Raw genomic sequence first — 17,803 nt, 5'->3', positions numbered from 1 at the left:
GCCACCGCGGGCCATCAGGAGCAGCAGCCATAGGACCCGGGGCAGCCACCGCGGACCCTCGGGAGCAGCCGCCACAGGGCCCGGGAGCCCTCAGGAACAGCCGCACCGCAACGGGAGCAGCCGCCATCGAGCCCGGGAAGCGCCGCCCGCCGGTCAGCCTTCGCCCGCGCGCACCAGGCCGGTCTCGTACGCGAGGACCACCAGCTGCGCCCTGTCCCGCGCCCCGAGCTTCGTCATCGCCCGGCTGACGTGCGTCTTCGCGGTGAGCGGCGACATGAGCAGGCGTGCGCCGATCTCGTCGTTGGCCAGCCCGCGGCCGACCAGCGCGAGCACCTCGCGCTCCCGGTCGGTCAGCGGATCGAGGAGCCGCAGCGCCTCGGCCTCGGGCGCCTTGAGGCGGGCGAACTCCTCGATCACCCGGCGGGTGACACCGGGCGACAGGAGGCTCTGCCCGGCGGCGACGGTGCGGATCGCGGTGCGCAGGTCGTCCGGTTCGATGTCCTTGAGCAGGAAGCCCGCGGCTCCTGAGCGCAGCGCCTCGAAGACGTACTCGTCGGCCTCGAAGGTCGTCAGGACCAGGACGCGTACGGCGTCGAGCGTGCGGTCGGCGACGATGCGCCGGGTGGCTTCGAGGCCGTCGGCACGCGGCATGCGGATGTCCATCAGGACGACGTCGGGGCGGGTGGTGCGGGTCAGCTCCACGGCCGCGATGCCGTCCGCGGCCTCGCCGACCACCGCCAGGTCGTCGGTGAGGTCGAGCAGGGCGCGGAAGCCCGCGCGGACGACGGTCTGGTCGTCGGCGAGAAGCACCCTGATCCGCCGGTCGCTCATGCCGCCCCTCCCTCGGGTCCCTCGGGGAACGTTGCTCCGCGCTCGGCGTGCGACGCCCCTCCGCCCTCGCCAGACAGCGCCCCTCCGCCCTCGACGCACGACGTCGCTCCGTCCTCGGCGGACGGCGTCGCTCCGCTCTCGACGGGGAGCACCGCACGCACCCGCCACCCGCCGCCCCGCAGCGGCCCCGCTTCGAGGTCGCCGCCCATCGCGGTGGCCCGCTCCCGCATGCCGATCAGGCCGTACCCCTCCCCCGGACCCTCGGCGGTCGCGGGCCCGTCGTCGGTGACCTCCACGGCGAGCCTGCCGCCCGCGACAACCACCGACACCGCCACGTGCCGGGCCTCCGCGTGCTTGATCACGTTGGTCAGCGCCTCCTGGACGATGCGGTACGCCGCCAACTCCACCAGCCGCGGCAGCTCCCGGCCACCGGTGCCCGCGCCCGAATCGGTGGCGGTGTCGGTGTCGGTGTCGGCATGCAGGGACACCCGGAGGCCGGTACCGCGCACCCCCTCCACCAGTTCGTCGAGCTGCGCGAGGCGGGGCGCCGGGTCGACGGAGGCCTCGCGCCCCTCGCGCAGCACGCCCACCGTGGCGCGCAGCTCGCGCACGGCCTCCTTGCCCGATGTCCGCACCTGCCGCATCGCCGTCCGCGCCACCTCCGGCCTGCTGTCGAGCGCGTCCAGGGCCAGGCCCGCCTGGACGGTCATCGCCGACACGGTGTGGGCGACCACGTCGTGCAGTTCCCGCGCGATGCGCACCCGCTCCTGGTCGACCTTGCGCCGCGCCTCCCGCTCCCGGTCGGCCTCGGCACGCTCGGCCCGTCCGGCGTACTCCCGCATCAACTCGCGCCGTCCGCGCACCACCTCACCGAGGAGCAGGGGTACGAGGGGCCAGAGCATCTCCAGGAGCGGGGCACCCTGGGGCTGCGCCACGTCTTTGCCCGCGATGACCGACACCACCCCCGAGACGAGGGCGGCGACCACGGCGGTACGCAGCGTGCGGCGCCGGTCGCCCTGCACGGCGATGGCGTACAGCGCGACCATCACCGGCAGATTGAGCAGCTCCCCGATGTGTCCGTGGAGCGCCCAGCCCGCGCAGGCCGCCCCGGTGAGGACGGTGACGGCGACCGGCCACCGGCTGCGCACCAGGAGAGCGGCGACGGACACGGCGAACAGCAGCCACGTCAGCCAGTCGGCCTGGCGGTGCCCGGAGTCGTTGACCGCAGCGTCCAGGCCCGTGAGGAGCGCGACGACCGCGGCCACGGCCAGGTCCGTGAGCTGCGGCGGCAGCGGCCACGGGATGCGCCGCTGCCCGGGGCGGGAGGTGGGGGTCACGGAACTCACGATAGGAGCAGCGCGCGCACGGTGCGTACGACGACGGGAGTACCCCTGAGGCCCCGACCCCGACTCCGGCCCCGGCCCCGGCCCCGACACGCGAACCGGCCTGACCGGTCTACCCGCCGCCGCGCAGTCGCCACAGGTCCACGGCCGCGAGGACCGTACGCTCCACCGCCAGCAGCAAGGCGAGCGCGATGGCGGCGATCAGTCCCCACCCCACGTCGGGCAGCCACAGCAGCGCCATCGGCAGCGTGCCGCCGAGGGCCGACGGCAGCCGCCACAGGAGCGCCGCGACGCCCAGCGCGGCGGTGACCGACGCGACGGTGGCCACCACGATCCTGCGCCGGGAGCGGCCACGCACCGCGGCCCGCCGTCCGGGCAGCCGGCGCAGGGCCGGGGCGGCCACGCCCAGGAGCAGCGCCCCGGCGAGGGCTGCCGCGGCCCAGGGCAGGGCGACGGCGATCGGGTCGACCGGCGTGCGGCGGGGGTCCGCGCCAGCCAGCAACTGCGCCGCCCCGAACGCGGCGTCGCCGAACTCCTCGGCCCGCAGCTGGTGGTAGGCGTTCTGCAGGACGATCACGGCCCGGTCGCTGTCGGGCAGCATGACCACCATGGCCTGGAAGCCGGGCAGCGCCCCGTCGTGCCAGACCATGCGCTCCCCCGTGCCCTTGAGCGTGCCGACCGACCAGCCGAGGCCGTAGCGGTCGGCGCTGCTGTCGACGTGGCCGCGCTGGGTGTCGGCGATCCCCTTCGCCGACAGCACCTGTCGGCCGTGCAGCTTTCCTCCGCCCAGCTCGGCGAGGGCGAGGCGGGCCAAGTCCCTTGCGCTGCCGCCCACATGGCCGTAGGGAACGCCCGAGGTGTCGTAGGGCGCGTCGAACGGGACAGGGGCGCCGAAGAGGGAGCGGTGGCCGGGCGCCACCCGCTCTCGCGTGAAATCCGCCTCGGTGGCGACGGCGTGCTCCATCCCGAGCGGGTCGAGGATCTCCTCGTGCAGATAGGTGCCGAACGGGCGCCCTGACACCTTTTCGACCAGCGCGCCGAGTACGGCGTAACCGGCGCTGGAGTAGGCGAAGGAGCCGCCGGGCCGGTCGGCGGGCTCGACGCGTGCCAGGTCGCGGGCCGCGTCGGCCAGAGCGCCTGGCGCGTTGTCGTAGCGGTCGCCGATCTCGCCGGACGCGGCGGTGGGGATGCCACTGGTGTGGGTGAGCAGGTGCCGGACCGTGATGCGTTCGGACGCGTCCCGGTCGGCGAGCCGGAACCACGGAAGGTATCCGCGCACCGGCGCGTCGAGGTCCACGCGGCCGGCCTCCACCTGCTGCATCACGGCGAGGCCGGTGACCGGCTTGGAGACCGAGCCCCACAGGAACGGAGTGTCGGGCGTGACCGTCCGGCCCCGGCCGTCCTCGCCGAAACCCTTCTCGTGCACGACGCGGCCGTCCTCGATCACCGCGAGCGCGGCGCCGGGCGTATCCGTCGCGTCGAGTCGGCCGCCGACGAACGCGTCCACCTCCGACCACTCCCCCGCGTGCCCCTCCTCGGCGGCGGCGACGGGTGCCGCGAGGCCCGCGCCCGCGGCCGTCACCGTGCCCGCCAGGAGCACCGCACACGTCAACTGCCGTAATCGCGCCCGCCTTTGGCGTCTCTTCGCCTTCACTGCCACTGCCATGTCCGCAGTCACCCCTTGATCGACGGTCCGTTGATCGACGGCCCAGCGTTTTTACCATATGAGCATATGGTAAAAACGTTCCGCAAGGCCCACCGGCGGATACCCTGACGGCATGCCGAAGGTCGTCGATCACCAAGCAAGGCGCATCCAGGTCGCCGACGCCGTACAGAAATTGGTCACCGAAGAGGGGCTCGACAGAGTCACCGTGGCGCGGACCGCCGCGACGGCGGGCTGCTCCGTCGGCCATGTGCAGCACTACTTCCCGACCAAGGACGAGATGCTGCTGTTCACCCACGAACGCGTCGTCCAGCAGATCCTCGACCGGGTCTCCGCCCTGGGGGAACGCGCCACGCGCCGGCGGCTGCCGATCCGTGACGTCGTCGTCGATGGACTGGCCGAATGGCTCCCGGCGGACCCGCGCCGCCGCTCGGCCCACCGGGTGGTGCTCGCCTTCCTGGGCCGCACCGTCGACAACCCCCGCCTGGCCCGGTCCCACGCCGAGACGGGCCGGCTCATCCGCTCGATGCTCGCCACGGCGGTCCACAACGGCAAGGAGTGCGGCGAGGTCCCGGCCGACACCGACCCGGACCTCGCCGCACTCGAACTCCACTGTCTGACCGAGGGCCTGGCCCTGCAACTCGGCTCCGACCCCGACACCGCCGCATCGCGGGCCGCCCTCGCCCTCGTCACCGCGCGCGTCCGGGCCGTCTTCCCCGGGCGCTGTCGTCAGTACGGCTGACCGGCGGGGTCAGTCGGTGAGCGTGACGCAGGGCAGGCCCACGCTGGCCCCGCCCCGGAAGCCCTCCGCGCACAGCCGGGTGCCCGCGGGGAAGTGGCGCTGCGGGTAGGCCTGGTCCCGGTAGGTCCGGAACTTGGCGACGTCCTCCACCTTGGTGTTGGCGCTCCAGCCGTTGGTGGTCCACACGCGCGCGCTGATCCGGTTCGGCTGGTTGGTGTTGGTGACCGACACCTCCACCCGGCCGAGGTAGGTGCCGCTGTCGTAGGTCTCGATGCAGACCGAGTGGTTGCACCACTTGCCGTCGGCCGCCGCCGAAGGACCGGTGACGACGACGCAGCCGAGCGCCGCGGCCATGGCGCCGACGCCCGCGGCGATCTTCCTGGTGATGTCGTGCATGATGAGTGCCCCTCAAGCCTTCGTCATGGCCCGGCCCACATTGCCGGGCCCCGGCAGACCAACGCGAGGGCAAGATCGTCCGTTACGCGGCGTCCCCCGATCGACTCAGCAGGGCCTGCGCCACGTGTCCAGGTTCAGCTTCTTGCTCATCGAGGACAGGCCGAGGCGGCGCGCCTGGGCGCAGAACTTCTCGTTGGGCACGGCGTACTCGACGTGCAGGACCGCCTTGCCCGCCTTGATGAAGGGGGTCAGCGACGCGCACTCGTCGTACTGGGCGCACTCCTCGTTGACGGCGAAGTCGAAGTCCCGCACGAGGTGCGGGATCTGCGGGAGGTCGTTCTTCAGGCCGACGGACATGCCGCGGTCGTGTGCGAGGCGGGCGACCATCCGGTTGAAGGCCAGTTGATGGCGTGCGGTCAGGGGGAAACCGGTGCGGTTGAGATAGCTGTCCAGGAGGTCCGGCTCGACCGCGTCGAACCCCTTGCGGCGGCACATGTCGAAGCGCTCCGCGAGCAGCGGGCGCAGCACGTCCAGGCGCCGGATGTCGAGCCAGCGCTCTCCCTTCCAGCCGTTGGGGCGCCCGAGGACGGACGCGGGGTAGTCGTCGCTGTCCGGGCGGAAGGACTCCCAGGCACCGGCGTTGACGTAGCAGATGACGCGGCGGCCGTCGCGGTGCAGCCGGGCCACGTCGGACGCGCGGTTCTCGAACCCGTCGATGTCGTAGACGGGCACGTTCACGCGCGGGTCGACGCGGCCGTTGAGCTGCCACTGCCAGGTGGTGCCGGGCCGGGGCCGCCACCGGTCCGGGGTGCCTTCCTCCTGCGGCGCCGACGAGCACCCGGCGAGCAGCAGGACGGCGGCGAGCACCGGGCCGAGCAGGCGGCGGTGCCTCACGACATTCCTCCGGCCGTGGTCAGGGGCGGCGGTTGGGTCCAGGGGTTGGGCCCCGCGCCGGGCACCGCGCAGTGCACGCCCGCGCCCCGCTGTACGGCGGTGCGTCCGGCGAGGCGTGTCAGCGCGGGCGGCACCCCGTAGACGAGGTGACAGAAGTGCTCGGGCGGGTGCCTGGCCGTCCAGGACGGGGCGGTGAACGAGTGCAGATACGTCGTCCAGTGCCCCTCGAACGTGACGAGCAGATCGGCGGCCCGGGCGTACCCGGGCGCCGGATGCACACCCGGGTTGAGGACCACCGTGCCCGCGCCCCTCCCCCGTGCCGAGCGGACCAGGCGTCGGCAGTGCCGCAGTTCGCGGCGGCCCGGCGAGACCTGGTCGAAGAAGCAGCCGTCCACGTCGTACCACGCGCGGTGCCGGTCCAGGTCGTCGGTGACGGCCGCGATCGACCGCTGTCCGTACGCCGTGTCGACGTACCCCAGGACGCGCACCCCCGCCTCGCGCAGTGTCCGCGATGCGGCGGTGAACGCGGGGTCGGGGGCCGCGCCCGGGCCGTCGGCGGCGTTCAGGACGACGCCGTACAGCTGGGGCGCGGCCGCCACGAGCGCCTCCCAGGCCGCGGGGTCCGCGGCCGGGTGCACGTACAACGGCACGAGCAGGGTCATCGCGGCTCCCCGGCGGCGGGCGCAAGGCGCGACCTGTCCTCATCTGCGAGGCGGGCGTGCGGCGCGCCGTCGGCCTCCCACAGCGCGGTCACGGAATCGCGCAGGGAGTACGTCGGCGTCCAGCCCAACTCCCGTTCCGCGGCGCCGATGTCGGCGCACTGCCACGGCACGGCCACCGAGCGGCCCACCTTGCCGAGCGACTCCTCCACCCGCCCGGTGAAGCCCGCGGCGCCGACCAGGCCGTGCACCAGGTCGCGCACCGGCACGGCACGGCCGCTGCCGATATTGAGCAGCCGCGGCAGCCGCCCCGGCAGGGCAAGGGCGAGCTCGACGGCGTGCGCCACATCGCGTACGTCGACGAAGTCCCGGTACGCGGACAGGTCGCCGACCTGGACGCCGCCGTGCGGGGTCCGGGTCACCGCGCGGCCCAGCTCGGCGGTGAGCCGCCCCGGCAGTCCGGCCCGGGGAGCCCGGGGGCCCACCGGGTTCGTGACCCGCAGCACGAGCGCGTCGAGTTCCGTGGCGAGCACCGTGAGGGTGCCCGCCAGCTTCGTGGCGCCGTACGGGGCGACCGGGCGGGCGGGGGCTTCCTCCGCCGTCCGTTCGCCCATGCCGGTCGGCCCGTACTCGGCCGCCGAGCCCAGGTGCACCAGGCGCGCGGCGGGCGCCGCCGTGCGCAGGGCCTCGCACAGGGCCGCGGGGCCCCGGGAGTTGGCCTCGGCGAGGGTCAGCGCGCTGCCGCCGACCGCGCCCACGCAGTTGACCACGGCGTCGGGCTCGGCCCGGGTCAGCTGTTCGGCCAGTGCGGCGGGCGTCATGGCGGCGAGGTCGACCCGCAGGTCGTCCGCGGGGGCGCGGCCGCCGCGGAGCAGCCGCACGCCCGGCAGGGCGTGCAGCCGCTCGGCGATGTGCCCGCCCAGGTATCCGGTGGAGCCCAGGACGAGAATGCGCACGGCCCCGTCACGCTCCCTTGAGGAGAAGGGAGCGGTGCGTGGTGAACTCCGCGTTCGCGCGGTCGTAGTCGTCCGGGCGTCCGATGTCGAGCCAGTAGCCGTCGAACGCGTAGGCGTGCGGCGGGGTCTTGGACTTCAGCAGGTCGAGGACGAGCTCGTCGAAGCCGAGCGGCAGGCCGGGCGTGTAGTGGGCGAGCGTGTCGCGCGAGAGCCCGTACACGCCCATGGAGACGCGGTAGTCGATGCTCGGCTTCTCCGTGAAGGCGACCACGCGCTCCGATTCGGTGGTGAGCACGCCGAAGTCGATGCGCACCTCGCGTGCGTACGTCGCGATGGTCAGCGGCGCCCCGGACGCGGTGTGGCTGTTCAGGACGTCCGAGTAGTCCAGGTCGGTGAGGATGTCGCCGTTCATCACGAGGAAGTGCTCGGGCAGCCGGTCCATCATCGTCAGGAGCGGGCCCATGGTGCCCAGCGGGCTGTCCTCGGTGGAGTAGCCCACGCGCAGGCCCCAGCGGGCGCCGTTGCCGACGTAGGCGCGGATGATGTGGCCGAGGTGGCCGATCGCGATGGTGCAGCTGGTGAAGCCGGCGGTCGCCAGCTGGCGCAGCACGATCTCCAGGATCGCGTGCTGGTCGCCGATCGGGACCAGCGGCTTGGGCAGCGCGGTGGTGTACGGCCGGAGCCGGACGCCCTTGCCGCCGGCGAGAATGACTGCGTGCATGGTTCGTCTCCCCTGTGGGTGACCCGAAGTGGTCAAGTGGCCTGATGAGCAGAGCGGTTGACGATCAGGTGACGGTCGGTTGACGGCCGGTCAGGGATGGCTCAGATGTTGTAGATGTCCGTCTTGTAGCGGGCCAGGTTGGCCGGGTCGCGGAAGAACTCGACGGTGCGGGCCAGGCCCTGATCCAGGTCGTGCCCGGGGGTCCAGCCGGTGGCCGCGCGCAGCCTGCTCGCGTCGGCGACCAGGCGCATCACCTCGGAGGCGGTGGGACGGATGCGCTGCTCGTCCTCGCGCACGTCGAGATCGGCCTCCATCACCTTGCCGATGAGCCGCACCAGGTCACCGACGGAGATCTCGCCACCCGTCCCGGAGTTGAAGGTGCGGCCGACGACGGCCTCCGCCGGCGCGGTACCGACCGCGATGAAGGCCTGCGCGGTGTCCGCGACGAAGGTGAAGTCGCGGGTCGGCCGCAGGTCGCCGAGGGTGATCTCCCTTGAGCCCGAGGCGACTTGGCCGATGACGGTGGGGATGACCGCACGCATCGACTGGCGAGGGCCGAAGGTGTTGAAGGGGCGCAGGGTGACCACGGGCGTCTCGAAGCTCGCGTGGTAGCTGTCGGCGAGCCGGTCGCCGCCCGCCTTCGAAGCGGCGTACGGGGACTGGGTGTTGATGGGGTGGTCCTCGGTGATCGGCACGGTCTGCGCGGTGCCGTAGGTCTCGCTGGTCGAGGTGTGCACCATGCGCGGGATCTCCAGGTGGCGCACGGCTTCCAGGACGTTGAGGGTGCCGGTGACGTTCGTGTCCACGTAGCTGTGCGGGGCCTGGTAGGAGTACGGGATCGCGATGAGGGCGGCCAGGTGGTAGACGGTCTCGGCGCCGGTGACCAGGCCGCGGACCGAGCCCGGGTCACGCACGTCGCCCAGGACGATCTCGACCTCGGCGAGCACCTCGGGCGCGAGGGTCTCCAGCCAGCCGTAGGAGGAGAAGGAGTTGTACTGCGCCATCGCGCGGACCCGGTGGCCCGAGGCGACCAGGGCCTCGGTCAGGTGCGAGCCGATGAAGCCCTCGGCTCCGGTGACGGCGACGAGTGGTGCGGATGCCATGAGTGCTCCTGATGTGGCTGATGAACCGATGACGGATGACCGGTGACTGATGACTGATGACGGGACGGTGACGCGGTGGTGCGACGGGCGGGGGCCGGGCCCGGTGAAGGGGGCGCCGAGCGGCGCGGGGCGGCTCAGGCGTGCGCCGTCGGCCTGCCCAAGTGGTGGACGGCGACGGCGAGGAGCGCCAGGACCGCGGCGCTACAGCCGATGAGTTGCGCGATGGGCACCGAGACCATGCCGGTGAGCGGAAGCGCCGTGGCGGTGGCCGCGGCGGCCAGGCAGGGCGCGGCGGACGGCCAGGCCGCGCCGAACGCCTGGAGGAGCAGCGCGAGCCACAGCACGGCGCCCAGCAGGACGAGCCGGGCCGCGCTCGCCCCGACGAGTACGGCGCCCAGGACGAGCGGGACGAGATAGGCGACGCCGCACACCGCGAGCGCACGCGTGGCGCGCAGCCTGAAGCCCCGGGGGGTGGTCGAGGCGTGCAGGGCGGCCACGGCCAGTCCGCGGTAGCGGTAGAGCAGCCACTCGGCGGGGCCCATGCTCAGCGTCAGCACGATGACGGCGTACGGCTCCTGATGTCCTGCCACCGCGGTCAGCGTCCCGGCCGCGAGACCGAAGAGACCGTACGGAAGGGACCCCACCAGGCGCGGTGCGGGCCCCGGCGCGGGAGGCGCCCGAAGCGCCGACCGCAGTGCGTGACCCGCCGCCGCCGTCGCCAACAGCACGGTCAGCAGCGGCAGGCCGGTCCGCAGGAGCTGCGGCGGCTGCCACCACGGCTGGGCGGCCGCGGCCAGCACGACCGGAAGGAGCGCCGCCGCAAGGATCTTCTCGCGGCCCAGCACGAGCAGCAACCCGGCCGCGGCGAGATAGCAGGACTGCCCGACGGCGAACAGTGCGGCGGCCCCGGGACCCGCGACCAACAGGCCGGTCGCCGACGCGGCCACGACGCCGAGCGGGGCGCCGACCAGCAGGGTGCGCCCGGCCTCGTGCCGCCCGGCCGCGAGCCGGCTGTAGGCCCGGTGGCTCAGCGCCTGGGACCAGGCCCAGGACACCAGGGCCGCGGCGATCAGCCCGTACAGCCCGGTGGTCGAACCCCACGCGCCCTGCGCCAGTACGTAGGCCGTGCCGGGGAGCGCGAAGAGCAGCCCGCGCAGGGCGCAGCGCAGATGGTCGGGCCGCCAGGGGTCGGGCGGCACAGGCGGCTTCGGATGGCTGCGCGGAACCCGCCGGAAGACGGCGTCGGCCAGCGAGAACAGATCGGGGTGCCCATAGGTCTCCTGGATCCGGTCGCCGGTCAGGCCCTGCGACTCCAGGAGCGCGGCGACTTCGTAGGCGTGCACGGCCGCGCCCGCGTCGTCGGCGAGTTCGGCGGCGAGCCGGTCGACGGGGTCGTCGAGCCTGGCGGGGCGCAGTGCGACGCCGGGGCGTGTGCGGGGTCTGCCGTCGTCGTGGACGGTGCGGGGCGGGCGTGCCAGGCGCAGCGCGAGGGTGTCCTCCGCGCTGGAGGCACCGTCGGTCTCCGCCCAGCGGGGGGCGCGGCGGCGCGGCCCGAGAGGGAGGGGGCCGCTCATCCCGCCACCTCGTCCGTGATGAGGTGGTCGGCGAACTCCGCCTGTACAGCGCCTGGTTGGCCGGTCGTGGCCAGTTCCTCGTAGATCGCGCGGAACGCGTCCACCGTCTGGCGGAGCGTGAACTGCTCGATCACCCGCAGCCGGGCCGCCTCGCCCATCGCGGCGCGCCGCGCGGGGTCGCGGAGCAGTTCGACGACGGCCCGCGCCATGGCCTCCGGTGCGCGCGGCGGCACGACGAGCCCGGTGGGGCCCACGGCCTCGCGCACGCCGCCGACATCCGTGGAGACGGTGGCCCGGCCGCAGGACATGGCCTCGATCAGGGTGAAGGGGAAGCCCTCGCTGATGCTGGAGAGCATCACGACGTTGCCCGCCGAGTAGGCGTCCTTGATGTGCTCGACGCGGCCCTCGAAGACCACCGCGTCGCCGTGGCCCAGCTCGGCGGCCAATGCCTCACAGCGCTCGCGGTAGGCCTCGCCGCCGCGCGGTGTGCCGCCGAACAGGCGCAGCCGTGCGTCCGGGATCTCCTGCCTGACCAGGGCGAAGCAACGGATCAGGGTCTCCAGGTCCTTGATCGGGTCGACCCGGCCCGCCCAGCTCAGGGTGGGGCTCTGCGGCTCGGGGCCCGCGGGCGGGAACGCCTCGGGGTCCACGCCGTTGTAGACGGTGCGGATGAGGGCGGGGTCCGCGCCGCCGCGCTCCTCCCAGAGGCGGTTGTAGCGGTTGCCCGGGGTGATCAGGGCGGCCTGGCGGTACGTTTCTTCGGCGAGCAGCCGGAAGAAGCCGAGCAGCAGGGCCTTCACGGGCCAGCTGTACGGTCCGGTGCGGTAGCCGAGGTAGCGCTCGCGCAGATACACGCCGTGCTCGGTCAACAGCAGGGGCACGCCGTGGAGTTGGCGTCCCACCAGGCCGGGCAGGGCCGCGATGCCGCCGCTGACCGCGTGTGCGACGCCGTGCTCGGGCGGCCGGGCCGCGAGGGGCCGCAGCGCGTGTTCGAGCAGGCCGGTGGCGGTGACCGCGTCGTGCAGCGTGGGCCGCGCCTCGGCGGTCGCGCGGCCGGGGACGTTCCACACCGAGCTCAGGACGTGCACCGCGCGGTCGGTGCGCAGCGCGGGGGCCAGGGCGCCGTCGCGGGCGTGCCGGGCGAGGTCGTGGAGTGCGGGGGCGAAGCCGTCCTCGGCGGCCGGGTCGAGCAGCGCGGCGAGGAACTGCTCGTAGGAGCCGAGGAGTTGGCGTCGACGGCGGCCGCGCGGGGCGTGTCCGGCGGGGGTCGGGCCCCACATGGGCAGGCAGACGGGAGCGTCGACGTGCGGCGGGAGCTCCCAGGCGAGGCTCTCGCTGCCGGTGCCGGTGACGGCGAGCACGCCGAAGTCGATGTCGGGCATGCCGCGCACGAGTTGGTCGCACCAGACGCTGACGCCACCGTGGCTGTGCGGGTAGGTGCCTTCGGTCAGCAGGGTGACGCGGGTCCGTGCGGGGCGGGGCGACGGCAGGGAGAAGGGCGCCGGTATCGGCACCGGTGAGGGTGAGTCGGGCATGGCGGGGCTCCGCGGGTGAGATACGAACGCGAGGGAGCCGACGGCGGCGCCCGACCCGGTGGACCGGGGCTGGGCGTGTTCCGTGAACGGCGACGTGCGGGACGTACGGGCGCGGGGGGAGGTGGTGCGGTGTGCGGCCCCGGGACGGCGGGGCGGGGTGCGACGGCGAAGGCGTGGCGCGCGGTGTGAACCCGGGGCCGGTCGGGAGGGGCCGGCCGGCCGCCGGGTGCGACCGGAAGGTCAGCGCCGGGTGGGCAGCGCGCGTGGCGTGTGGCCGTCGGCGCCCGGCTTCACGTACCGGGTGGCGCCGGAGGGGACGGGCAGTTTCTTGGCCGCCTTCGGGACGTCGGCCCGCTCGGCCGCCGCCGTGCCCACGGTGGGGGCGGACGGCAGGTCGAGCGTGACCCGGCTCTGGAGCAGCCCCGGGGACGCCCAGCCGGAGGCCCTTCCGGCGTAGGCGGACCCGAACGGGTCGGTGCCCAGGAGGAGTTGCTGGACGGTGCCGGTGGGCATGGTGGCGCGGGCGGCCACGCCGGACGGGGCCTGGACCGTCACCTTGTCGCCGATCCGGTAGGCGGTGACCTTGCCGGCCTTGACGGCCGTGTCCCAGGCCGCGCGGGAGCGCAGCTCGCCGCCGATGTCGGCCATCCGCAGGTTGACCACGGGCGCGTTGTCCGCGAACAGCGCGCCGTACGCGTCGAGGACCGAGCCGAGCACGGGGTAGGCGATGCGGTCCTCGGCGAGGTTCGACTGGTGGATGAAGTGCGGCCGCGGGTCGTTGCCCAGGACGTGCCCGAGCGCGATCGTCGACTCGACCGGCACGATGTGGTCCTGGTAGCCGGTGACGGAGTCGAGCGGGCTCTCCAGGCAGGTGGCGACGGAGGAGTTCTCACAGACGCCGCTGCCGCCGTCCGCCTTGCGGGTGTAGATCCAGTTGTACTCGTCGATCTGCTCGCCCGCGCGGCCCGCGTTGTAGAAGACGTTCATCGGGAAGCGCGGCACGGTCAGCGCGGGGCCCACCTGGCGCTGCCCCCGGTCCCGGGAGTTGTCCGAGCCGAGCCAGGTCACGCCGTTGTCCCGCAGGGCCGTGCCCAGGTTCGGGTTGTCGTCGGGCTGCTGCGGGAGCACCTTGAGCCCGGAGTGCTCACCGGTGACCAACTCGCCGTTCTGGAGCGGGAGTCCGGCGCGCTGGCCCCAGTTGCGGTTGTCGGAGATCTGCTGGGAGATCTCGGCGCGGGTGGTGTATCGCGTGCTGCCGTCCGCGTTCTTCGCGCAGGTCCACGGCACGGTGCTGACGTCCTGGACGCAGCCGAGGAAGGGGTGGTTGTACGTGTGGTTGATCCAGCGGTGCTCGGCGCGGTCGGCGATCAGCCGGTCCGCCAGCGGGTCCGCGCCGCCGTTCTCCTCGCGGTAGAGCTCGCTGCCGCCGCCGTTGAAGGCCATGTCGAGCGGGAACTTGCGGCCCTTGGACCACTGGGCCGCGTAGGCCGCGTCGTCCGCCGTCATCCGGATCGGGTCGGGCGTGCCCTGGCCGGGCGGGCAGTCCACGTCGCCCGGCGTGCAGTTGAGCTCGGTGTCCCAGCGGTCGTCGGCGCCGAAGACGTCGTCGACGTGCACGGCGAAGTAGTTGCGGGACGAGCCGAGTTGGACCCCCTGGGTCATCCAGTCGACGATGCCGCGGGCGAGGAGGCGGAACTGCTGCTGGTGCTGGTTGTAGACGAAGGTCACCACCAGCTCGCGCCGCCCGTCGTGGCGGTACTCGCCCACGAGCGAGCCACGGCCGGAGGCGCCGGGTATCGGTGCGTCCACGTAACTCGTGAAGTCGGCGCCCGGTGCGGGCTCGGCGAGGAACCCGTAGCTCTCGCCGACGGCGGGAGCGTTGTCCTCGAAGGGCACCTGCCCGGCGAGATAGCCGAAGGGGCCGCTCTTGCCCGATGCGGTCACCTGGGCCCGCACCCCGTCGAGCGAGCCGCTGAACTCCGGGGTCCGCAGGCCCGCTTCGGGCCTGGCGTAGGTGTAGGCGTCGACCTGCGGGATGGCGTAGGTCTGCTCGTAGGAGGCCAGGGCCGCCATCTCGGCGGAACCGGCCCCGAACGGATTGTCGTTGGGCAGCACGACGGCCTGGAACTTGGCGCGGGCCCGGCCGTCCACACGGTCGGCCAGGAACGCGGCGTCGATCACCGGCCGCCCGCTCCGCCGCAGGTCGACGGTGGTGTACGGCGTCCCCTGGGTGTCGAGTTCGGCGGTGAGCGCGGCGGTGGCAGGACCGCCGTCGGTCACCACCAGGACGCGTAGGTCGATGCGTGGCAGCTCGGCCGCCGAGGCCGGAGCGCCGGGCAGCGAGAGCGCGAGAAGCAGAGCGCCGGCGCCGAGAGCCGCCGCTCGCGCGGTGTGATTCATGCGGTGTGTGGTCCCCTCCCGGTCGGGCGCAGGGGGTGTCTCCACCCCATGGCCCGCCCCCCAACGACGCGGTCACACATCGCAGTATGTGTCCGTGTCGCTCTGACGCGTCACATAGTGCGTCCCACCTGGGGGGTCTGTGCGGATTCTGTGAAACCTGGCGGAAAAATGCTGGCCAACCCTTAGGGGTACGAAATGAGAGACACGGGACGGGAGATGACACTGCGGAAGCAGGTGCTCCAGGACACCGTGGCCGCTCAGAGGGGTCGTCGGCCCCCGAGCGGACGGTAGGTGCCAGATACACACGCCGGTCCCGGATCCGTTCACCGGCCATCGGAATCGGGGTCGTGCAGAACCGAGCCGATTCAGCCAAGCGAGAGAGACCCGCGCCACCCCACCTTCTTCTGGAAAGCGCGTTCTGACCTGCACGGCAAGCGCGTTCCATGAACATCAGGGGGCGCAATTCAGGGCGTGATGGGGGGCGTGCGGAGGGGCGCTCTTGCATTCCTGGCGCCGAAGGGGGCGTGAAGCGAACGCGCAACAGAACCAATCCAGCACGCCGTCCCCGACGAATGACGGGTGTCCGAAGGGGTCGTGGGGGACCTCGGACACACGGAGGTGGCGACGGAAGCAAGTGGTCCCGGTGGAGTGTCGAGGCAGAGCCTCCTCCGCCCGGACGCTGCCGTCGCCACCTCCATCTCCACGTCCACGTCCACGGCCACCACAGCGACGCAATGGCCAGAGCCGGGATGCCGGGATGCCGGGATGCCGGGACGACTGTGACCATCGCACGATTCACTCGTTTGAACCTGGTCAGGACGCAACGTCGTCAGCCTTTGGAAGGCTTCTTGATCGATGAGCACATCGCAACGGCCCTCGGCGAAGGTGTCCGGGCGGGTGGCCCTTGACCAGGCCGAAGCCGTCATCGTCGACCAGTACACCCGTCTCGTACGCCTCGCCTACCTCACGCTCCCCCACACCCTCAGCAGGCATCGGCGAGTCCTCGTCGCCCACGCTCTGGTACAGCGCGCCCTGCCCGGATTCCGCATCGGGCGGGCCGCGCCCCGTGTGCCCGAGCAGCGAAGGGGCAGACCCGACCCCGCGGTCGCCGGCACGCGGGCGCGCGTCCTGCGCTCGGCGCTGGCCCACGACCGCCGTCCGCGCGGCTGGCCCGGCTTCCTTCCGCCTCCGCGCACGCTGCGTCCCATGCTCCCGATGGTCTGGGGGCTGCGGCTGTTCCCGCGCGCCGGGGGCGGCGAGGAGATCGCGCTGGGGCAGGTCCTCTCCGAGGTACCCGCGCCCGCCCGTGCGGCCTTCGTGCTGCTCCAGCTGGAAGGTCTTTCGCGCTCCGAGGTCGTCGAGCTGCTCGCCGCCGCCGATGTTCCTCGGCCGGAGCGGGCAGTCGACACCGCGGGCGACTTGGAGGCGGCCGCGGGCGAGGCGACGGAAACGCTGCTGCGTTCACGGGAGTTCGACGCCTGTTCCGTACAGACCCGCCCGACCGATCTGCTGCGCCGCAGGCGCCGGTACCAGCTCTCCTGGCTCGCCGCGGGCCTCGTCGCCCTCTGCTGCGCGATACTGCTGACCGGCGTCGGGGCCGCTCCCCCCGGCGAGCGCGACCGAACGGCCGACGTCCAACTAGCCGTTACACCGGATCAGTTGGTCCGGACCCCGCCCGACGCCTGGGCCGACACCTCGCGCGTGGACTTCACCGCATGGCCCGCACGCGGTGCGCGCGCCGACGACGACGAGCTGATCACTCGCGCGCTCGCCACCTGGACCGATCCGCCACGCGGCACCCGCATCGGCGTCGCCAGGTCCACCAGCGCCGAACCGCCGCCCGGCCAGACCCAGTTGCTGTACGCGGGTGACGTCGGCCGGGAGGCGGTCGTGCTGTTCCACGACGGCCGACGCGTCGTCCGCTACGCCGAAGCGGTCTCATCGCCGAGCGGCTCCGCGTCCCTGACCGTCTCCCGCTCCGACGAGGCCGACGTGACCACGGCGGCCGCGCTCGTCGTCAGCCGCGCGTCGGGCAAGATCCGCTACCTGACCGCCCCTTGGATCGCCGAGGCGCAGACGCGCGACCTGCTGACCCCCGACTCCCCCGGCCGCCCGCTCGACATGTCGGACGAAGGCGTCACCGATGCCGTCGCCCAGCCGCCGGGCAAGGGGCCGTGCGACAGCCTGCCGGTCCTGCAGCTGCGCTCCTCCGGCAAGATCGTGGAGAAGCACGCCTTCCTCGTCACCGACCTGGGCGGCCTCGCTCCCGCGCATCTCAGCTACACCCCCCTGCCCGGCACCGGAGCGCCGCCCCGCCAGCCGCGCGAGGCCACCAGCGGCGCGGCGCTGCGGAGCTGGGCCCGCACCGCGTGCCGGCTCCCCGAGCTGCGGCACAGCGGCGTGCGGGCCGTCAACCAATGGGACTTCGCCGAGCAGGACCTGCCCGAACAAGGAGGCAAGGCAGTGTGGTCCTGCACCCGCGCGTCCACCTGGCGCGGCCCCGGCGACGTCCTCGTACAGTTCCGCACACCCACGACGTCCGCCACCGCACCGGCGAAGCTCGTCGGGCAGGCACGGTCGACCGCTGCCTGCAGCCGGTTCGGCCAGCACATCGTGGCCGCCACCCCCTGGACCGCGGGCTCCGGGCGCCGCTATCTCCTCGCCGCGGGCAGCCGCGAGGTCACCGGGATCGAGGTGACCGGCGAGGTCGACGCGACCGAGCGGGGCCGCACCCTGGCCGTCAGGGCGCCCAAGGACCCCGATGTGACCGTGCGGGCCCGGCTGTCCGACGGTGAGACCCTGGACGAGGTCGGCTCGCGCACCGCGCGCTAGGCGGGCCGGACGGGGCCGACGGGCGGCCGGGGGGGGGGGGGGGGGCGGGCGCCGGGGCGCCGGCGGCGCCCCCCCCCCCCCCGGCCCCCCCGCCCGCCCCCCCCCCGCCGCCCCCGCCCCCGAGCACGCCGCCCCCGCGCAACACGTCACCAGC

14 protein-coding genes are annotated in these 17,803 nt (G+C 73.6%); 2 read left to right on the top strand and 12 right to left on the bottom strand.

The features are described from left to right. Window positions 1-153 precede the first annotated feature (153 nt). The 3 genes from ACIGXX_RS43590 to ACIGXX_RS43580 form a co-directional block, all read right to left on the bottom strand. Window positions 154-831 carry a response regulator transcription factor gene (locus tag ACIGXX_RS43590; RefSeq protein ID WP_351173734.1) on the bottom strand — a complete coding sequence of 226 codons (678 nt, stop codon included), beginning with the start codon at window positions 829-831 and terminating at the stop codon, window positions 154-156. Continuing rightward, window positions 828-2,168, bottom strand: coding sequence for a sensor histidine kinase (locus ACIGXX_RS43585; RefSeq protein WP_399984783.1), 1,341 nt, complete (start codon window positions 2,166-2,168; stop codon window positions 828-830). The genes ACIGXX_RS43590 and ACIGXX_RS43585 overlap by 4 nt, the downstream gene beginning before the upstream one ends. Before the next feature lie 118 nt (window positions 2,169-2,286). Further along, window positions 2,287-3,840: a serine hydrolase domain-containing protein gene (locus ACIGXX_RS43580; RefSeq protein ID WP_399984780.1), complete on the bottom strand. Its 1,554-nt coding sequence runs from the start codon at window positions 3,838-3,840 to the stop codon at window positions 2,287-2,289. Window positions 3,841-3,952: 112 nt separating this feature from the next. Between ACIGXX_RS43580 and ACIGXX_RS43575 the strand changes: the two genes are divergently transcribed. Continuing rightward, entirely contained in the window at window positions 3,953-4,579 is a 627-nt protein-coding gene (locus ACIGXX_RS43575) for a TetR/AcrR family transcriptional regulator (protein ID WP_351173725.1), read from the top strand. A gap of 9 nt (window positions 4,580-4,588) precedes the next feature. Here the strand turns inward: ACIGXX_RS43575 and ACIGXX_RS43570 are convergent, their stop codons facing one another. From ACIGXX_RS43570 to ACIGXX_RS43530, 9 genes are all read right to left on the bottom strand, one after another. Further along, window positions 4,589-4,975, bottom strand: a complete 387-nt coding sequence (locus ACIGXX_RS43570; protein WP_351173722.1) for a hypothetical protein — start codon at window positions 4,973-4,975, stop codon at window positions 4,589-4,591. 105 nt (window positions 4,976-5,080) lie between these two features. Continuing rightward, window positions 5,081-5,869, bottom strand: a complete 789-nt coding sequence (locus ACIGXX_RS43565) for an endo alpha-1,4 polygalactosaminidase (protein ID WP_351173719.1) — start codon at window positions 5,867-5,869, stop codon at window positions 5,081-5,083. Next, window positions 5,866-6,531 (bottom strand): spherulation-specific family 4 protein, encoded by a 666-nt coding sequence (locus ACIGXX_RS43560; RefSeq protein WP_351173717.1) that lies wholly within the window; start codon window positions 6,529-6,531, stop codon window positions 5,866-5,868. Before ACIGXX_RS43560 ends, ACIGXX_RS43565 begins: the two co-directional genes overlap by 4 nt. Beyond that, on the bottom strand, window positions 6,528-7,484 hold the full coding sequence (locus ACIGXX_RS43555; RefSeq protein ID WP_351173715.1) for an NAD(P)-dependent oxidoreductase: 957 nt from the start codon (window positions 7,482-7,484) through the stop codon (window positions 6,528-6,530). The genes ACIGXX_RS43560 and ACIGXX_RS43555 overlap by 4 nt, the downstream gene beginning before the upstream one ends. Window positions 7,485-7,491: 7 nt before the next feature. Further along, a complete protein-coding gene (locus ACIGXX_RS43550) occupies window positions 7,492-8,205 on the bottom strand; it encodes a sugar phosphate nucleotidyltransferase (RefSeq protein ID WP_351173713.1) in 714 nt (237 codons plus the stop codon). 101 nt (window positions 8,206-8,306) lie between these two features. Next, window positions 8,307-9,308 (bottom strand): SDR family NAD(P)-dependent oxidoreductase, encoded by a 1,002-nt coding sequence (locus tag ACIGXX_RS43545; RefSeq protein WP_399984772.1) that lies wholly within the window; start codon window positions 9,306-9,308, stop codon window positions 8,307-8,309. Window positions 9,309-9,442: 134 nt separating this feature from the next. After that, window positions 9,443-10,882, bottom strand: coding sequence for a hypothetical protein (locus tag ACIGXX_RS43540; protein WP_399984769.1), 1,440 nt, complete (start codon window positions 10,880-10,882; stop codon window positions 9,443-9,445). Further along, a complete protein-coding gene (gene pelF, locus ACIGXX_RS43535) occupies window positions 10,879-12,417 on the bottom strand; it encodes a GT4 family glycosyltransferase PelF (RefSeq protein WP_383827176.1) in 1,539 nt (512 codons plus the stop codon). The genes ACIGXX_RS43540 and pelF overlap by 4 nt, the downstream gene beginning before the upstream one ends. Window positions 12,418-12,657: 240 nt before the next feature. Then, the gene (locus tag ACIGXX_RS43530) at window positions 12,658-14,817 is read right to left on the bottom strand and encodes a hypothetical protein (protein WP_399984765.1); all 2,160 of its coding nucleotides are present in this window, start codon (window positions 14,815-14,817) and stop codon (window positions 12,658-12,660) included. Between the two features lie 855 nt (window positions 14,818-15,672). Between ACIGXX_RS43530 and ACIGXX_RS43525 the strand changes: the two genes are divergently transcribed. Next, complete coding sequence (locus tag ACIGXX_RS43525; protein WP_399984762.1) at window positions 15,673-17,649, top strand: hypothetical protein; 1,977 nt, start codon at window positions 15,673-15,675, stop codon at window positions 17,647-17,649. Window positions 17,650-17,803: the final 154 nt, after the last annotated feature.

It is taken from the genome of Streptomyces sp. NPDC055243, assembly GCF_044544025.1.
GTDB lineage: Bacteria > Actinomycetota > Actinomycetes > Streptomycetales > Streptomycetaceae > Streptomyces.
Note: the sequence above shows the minus strand (reverse complement) of the source record. Positions and strands in the feature narration are given on the sequence as shown.

Coding starts and splice junctions, on each gene's coding strand:
- ACIGXX_RS43570 (WP_351173722.1), bottom strand. CDS start 4,975: ATGCACGACATCACCAGGAAGATCGCCGCGGGCGTCGGCGCCATGGCC.
- ACIGXX_RS43540 (WP_399984769.1), bottom strand. CDS start 10,882: ATGAGCGGCCCCCTCCCTCTCGGGCCGCGCCGCCGCGCCCCCCGCTGG.
- pelF (WP_383827176.1), bottom strand. CDS start 12,417: ATGCCCGACTCACCCTCACCGGTGCCGATACCGGCGCCCTTCTCCCTG.
- ACIGXX_RS43580 (WP_399984780.1), bottom strand. CDS start 3,840: ATGGCAGTGGCAGTGAAGGCGAAGAGACGCCAAAGGCGGGCGCGATTA.
- ACIGXX_RS43545 (WP_399984772.1), bottom strand. CDS start 9,308: ATGGCATCCGCACCACTCGTCGCCGTCACCGGAGCCGAGGGCTTCATC.
- ACIGXX_RS43550 (WP_351173713.1), bottom strand. CDS start 8,205: ATGCACGCAGTCATTCTCGCCGGCGGCAAGGGCGTCCGGCTCCGGCCG.
- ACIGXX_RS43525 (WP_399984762.1), top strand. CDS start 15,673: ATGAGCACATCGCAACGGCCCTCGGCGAAGGTGTCCGGGCGGGTGGCC.
- ACIGXX_RS43590 (WP_351173734.1), bottom strand. CDS start 831: ATGAGCGACCGGCGGATCAGGGTGCTTCTCGCCGACGACCAGACCGTC.
- ACIGXX_RS43575 (WP_351173725.1), top strand. CDS start 3,953: ATGCCGAAGGTCGTCGATCACCAAGCAAGGCGCATCCAGGTCGCCGAC.
- ACIGXX_RS43530 (WP_399984765.1), bottom strand. CDS start 14,817: ATGAATCACACCGCGCGAGCGGCGGCTCTCGGCGCCGGCGCTCTGCTT.
- ACIGXX_RS43560 (WP_351173717.1), bottom strand. CDS start 6,531: ATGACCCTGCTCGTGCCGTTGTACGTGCACCCGGCCGCGGACCCCGCG.